This window comes from Mesorhizobium sp. M7A.F.Ca.US.014.04.1.1 (genome assembly GCF_003998745.1).
In the GTDB taxonomy this organism is placed as follows: domain Bacteria; phylum Pseudomonadota; class Alphaproteobacteria; order Rhizobiales; family Rhizobiaceae; genus Mesorhizobium; species Mesorhizobium ciceri.
The window spans coordinates 1-3419 of record NZ_RZRW01000593.1 but is presented as its reverse complement, the minus strand read 5'-3'; the positions used below and the strand labels follow the sequence as shown (position 1 = coordinate 3419).

At 64.5% G+C, this 3419-nt stretch carries 5 protein-coding genes; 2 read left to right on the top strand and 3 right to left on the bottom strand.

All coding sequences use genetic code 11. From position 1 onward, the window contains the following. Both EOA22_RS28200 and EOA22_RS28195 read left to right on the top strand, forming a co-directional pair. Nucleotides 1–981 (top strand): beta-ketoacyl-ACP synthase (locus tag EOA22_RS28200; protein WP_127390387.1); only part of this gene is annotated, 981 nt, incomplete at its 5' end. Between the two features lie 95 nt (nt 982–1076). Next, entirely contained in the window at nt 1077–1892 is an 816-nt protein-coding gene (locus EOA22_RS28195; RefSeq protein ID WP_063170427.1) for an oxidoreductase, read from the top strand. 22 nt (nt 1893–1914) lie between these two features. Here the strand turns inward: EOA22_RS28195 and EOA22_RS28190 are convergent, their stop codons facing one another. From EOA22_RS28190 to EOA22_RS28180, 3 genes are all read right to left on the bottom strand, one after another. Next, nucleotides 1915–2562: an amino acid ABC transporter permease gene (locus EOA22_RS28190; RefSeq protein WP_024502056.1), complete on the bottom strand. Its 648-nt coding sequence runs from the start codon at nt 2560–2562 to the stop codon at nt 1915–1917. Then, nucleotides 2559–3215, bottom strand: coding sequence for an amino acid ABC transporter permease (locus EOA22_RS28185; protein ID WP_024502057.1), 657 nt, complete (start codon nt 3213–3215; stop codon nt 2559–2561). The genes EOA22_RS28190 and EOA22_RS28185 overlap by 4 nt, the downstream gene beginning before the upstream one ends. Before the next feature lie 6 nt (nt 3216–3221). Further along, nucleotides 3222–3419, bottom strand: a 198-nt coding sequence (locus EOA22_RS28180) for a transporter substrate-binding domain-containing protein (protein ID WP_127390386.1), incomplete at its 5' end; no start/stop codon positions are given.

Genomic DNA, 3419 nt, shown 5'->3' with positions numbered 1-3419 from the left:
CAATGGAAGCCTGCCTTGGAGACGGATCGCCTGCGCACGGCCACGATCATCGCTTCAGGTGTCGGCGGGTTCCCGGCCATCACCGAGGCGGTGCGCACGGTGGACCTGCGTGGCGCCCGCCGCCTGTCTCCCTTTACGGTGCCGTCCTTCCTGGTGAACCTCGCGGCGGGCCACATCTCGATCCGTCATGGCTTCAAAGGTCCACTCGGCGCACCGGTGACGGCGTGCGCGGCAGGCATCCAGGCGATCGGCGACGCCGCCCGCCTGATCCGCGCCAACGAAGCCGACATCGCCGTGTGCGGCGGAACGGAAGCGTGCATCAACACCGTCAGTCTCGGCGGTTTCGCCGCCGCTCGTTCTCTTTCAACCGGCTTCAATTGGGCGCCGGCCCAAGCCTCGCGCCCTTTCGACACATCGCGCGACGGCTTCGTCATGGGCGAAGGGGCCGGCGTGCTGGTCATCGAGGCGTTGAGCCACGCGTTGGCGCGCGGCGCAAAACCGATTGCTGAGCTCGTCGGCTACGGCACGACGGCGAATGCCCATCACGTCACCTCCGGGCCAGAGGACGGCGACGGCGCGCGCCGGGCCATGCAGATCGCGATTGCCCAGGCAGGGATTTCGCCACGCGACGTTCGTCATCTCAATGCGCATGCGACCTCCACGTCAGTCGGCGACCTGGGTGAGATCGAAGCGATCAAGAGCGTGTTCGGGCGCGATTTCGCGATAGCTGTCAGTGCCACGAAATCGGCGACCGGACACCTGCTCGGAGCGGCCGGCGGGCTTGGTGCGATCTTCGCAATCCTGGCGCTCAGGGATCAGGTCGCCCCGCCAACCCTCAACCTGGGCGAGGCCGATCCGGCCGGCGACGGAATCGACTTCGTCGCCAACGCACCCCGGCCCATGGAGATGGAGTACGCGATCTCCAATGGCTTCGGCTTTGGCGGCGTGAATGCCAGCGCCCTGTTCAGACGCTGGAACTAGCGGTGGCCAGACGCAGTCATGACCGACGCCCTTTGCCCCGGCCTATCTCAATGCTTTTCCCAATCCGATCCAACGCAAAGAAGGATATGATTTCCATGAACAAGACCAGTCCCGGCGTCGCCCTTGTCACAGGGGCATCTTCCGGCATCGGGCGCGCTACCGCCGACGCCTTGCTCGGCGCTGGCTTTCGCGTCTTCGGAACCAGCCGTCGCACGGCCTCACAGCAATCCGCCGGCGTGACCATGCTGACCTGCGACGTGACCGACGACGCGTCCGTCGCGACAATGGTCGATGACGTTCTGGCCGCGGCCGGACGCATCGACGTGCTTGTCAACAATGCCGGCATGGGGCTGTTTGGCGGCGCGGAGGAGTCCTCGACCGCCCAGGCCAAGGCGCTGTTCGACGTGAACGTCTTCGGCGTCTTGCGCGTGACCAACGCGGTGCTGCCGGCAATGCGGCGCCAAGGGAAGGGCAGAATCGTAAATTTGAGCTCGGTACAGGGGTTCATCCCCGCTCCCTATTTCGCGCTTTACTCGTCGACCAAACACGCCATCGAAGGGTATTCCGAGTCGCTCGATCACGAATTGCGCCCCTTCGGCATTCGCGTTTCGCTGGTGGAGCCCGCCTATACCCGCACATCATTCGAGGACAATCTTGCCGCCCCCGACCGGTCGCTCGAAATCTACGACTCCGCGCGCGCCGGGATGACTATGTCAGTGCGGAAATCGATGGAAAAAGGCGATGCGCCCGAAGTGGTCGCCAAGACCATTTTGGCAGCAGCGACCGATCCCGCGCCGAAGAAACGCTATGCGGCGGGAAAAATGGCGCGCCAGGTCAGTTTCCTGCGCCGTTTCGTCCCCGCATCCGAATTCGACAAGAGCCTGCGCAAGCAGCTTGGGTTGCCGGTCTGAAATCGGGCGCTGCCTTGGCGCGTCAGCGAGCAGCCGCCTGTTTCTCGAGCCTGCGGGCGTATTGCGTCAGCGGAAAGCACATGACGAAGAAGATCAGCGCCACCAGCCCGTATACCTTGAACGGTTCGAAGGTCGCATTGTTGATGGCGTTGGAGGTCCGCACCAGCTCCTCGAAGCCGATGATCGAGGTGAGCGCCGTCGATTTGATCAGCTGCACCAGGAAGCCGACGGTGGGTGCGCGGGTGATCGAAAACGCCTGCGGCAGGATGATCAGCCTGAGTTCCTGCAGATAGTGCAGGCCGAGGCTGGCACCGGCGTCCCATTGACCGAGGGGTAGCGCCGCGACGCCGGAGCGCCAGATTTCGGCGAGATAGGCGCTGGCGAAGAAGGTGAGGCCGAGCGCCGCCGCCGTCCAGGGTTCGATGCGCAGACCAAGCATCGGCAGGCCGAAGAACATCAGGAACAGCTGCATCAAGAGCGGCGTCCCCTGGAACAGGGCGATGTAGCCGGAGGCGACACGCCGGCTCCATTTGTTCTCAGCGATCCTGAAGAACAGCACGATCATGCCGACGATGCCGCCGCCGATAAAGGCGGCCAGCGATAGCAGCACCGTCCAGCGGGCGGCGAGCAGTAGGTTGCGCACGATGTCCCAGAAGGTGAACTCGATCATGACACACCGGCTCCGAGCGCGCGGCGCCCGCCTGACACCAGCAGCCGGCGCAAGGCCATCGACAGAGCGAGATAGACCAGCGTCACGACGAAATAGGTCTCGAAGGAGCGGAAGGTGCGTGCCTGCAGCATGTCGGCCTCGTAGGTCAGCTCACGCACGGCGATCTGCGACACGACGGCGGACTCCAGCATCATGATGACGATCTGGCTGGTGAGCGCGGGGTAGATGATCTTGAGCGCCTGCGGCAGCACGATCTTGACGAACACCTGGCGTGGCCGCAGCCCAAGGGCCAGCGCTGCTTCCGTCTGCCCGCCGGGCACGGCGTCAAGCCCGGCGCCGACGATCTCGATGGTGTAGGCCGCCATGTTGAGCGTCATCGCCAGCATGGCGGCCAGGAGCGGGTCGAGCCGGACGCCCAGGCTGGGCAGCCCAAAGAAGATGAAGAACAACTGCACCAGGAACGGCGTGTTGCGCATCACCTCGACATAGCAGGCGATTGCCCGCTTGAGCAGCACCGGGCCGTTTCGCCGCCCCGCGGCACCCAGGATGCTGAGCAGCGTTCCGGCCAGCGTGGTCACGGCGATCAGCAGGATCGTCGTGGCCGCGCCATGCGCGATGTCGCCCAGGGCACCCGGGAGCCAGCCAAAGGCCACGGAAACTCAATCCTTGAGATTGTCGGGATTGAGCGGCGTCTTCAGCCAGGCTTTCGAGCTTTCGTCCAGCTTGCCGTCGGCCAGCATCTTGGCGACCGCATCGTTCACGGCCTTCTTCAGGCCGTCTTCGTTCTTGTTGAGGCCGATATGCGAGGGCGAGGTCAGAAGCTGGAACTTCTGCTCCGGCTTCAGTGCGTCCTGCTT

Bases quoted from the DNA above. Each gene is read 5' to 3' on its own strand.
- EOA22_RS28195 (WP_063170427.1), top strand. From the start codon at position 1,077: ATGAACAAGACCAGTCCCGGCGTCGCCCTTGTCACAGGGGCATCTTCC.
- EOA22_RS28190 (WP_024502056.1), bottom strand. From the start codon at position 2,562: ATGATCGAGTTCACCTTCTGGGACATCGTGCGCAACCTACTGCTCGCC.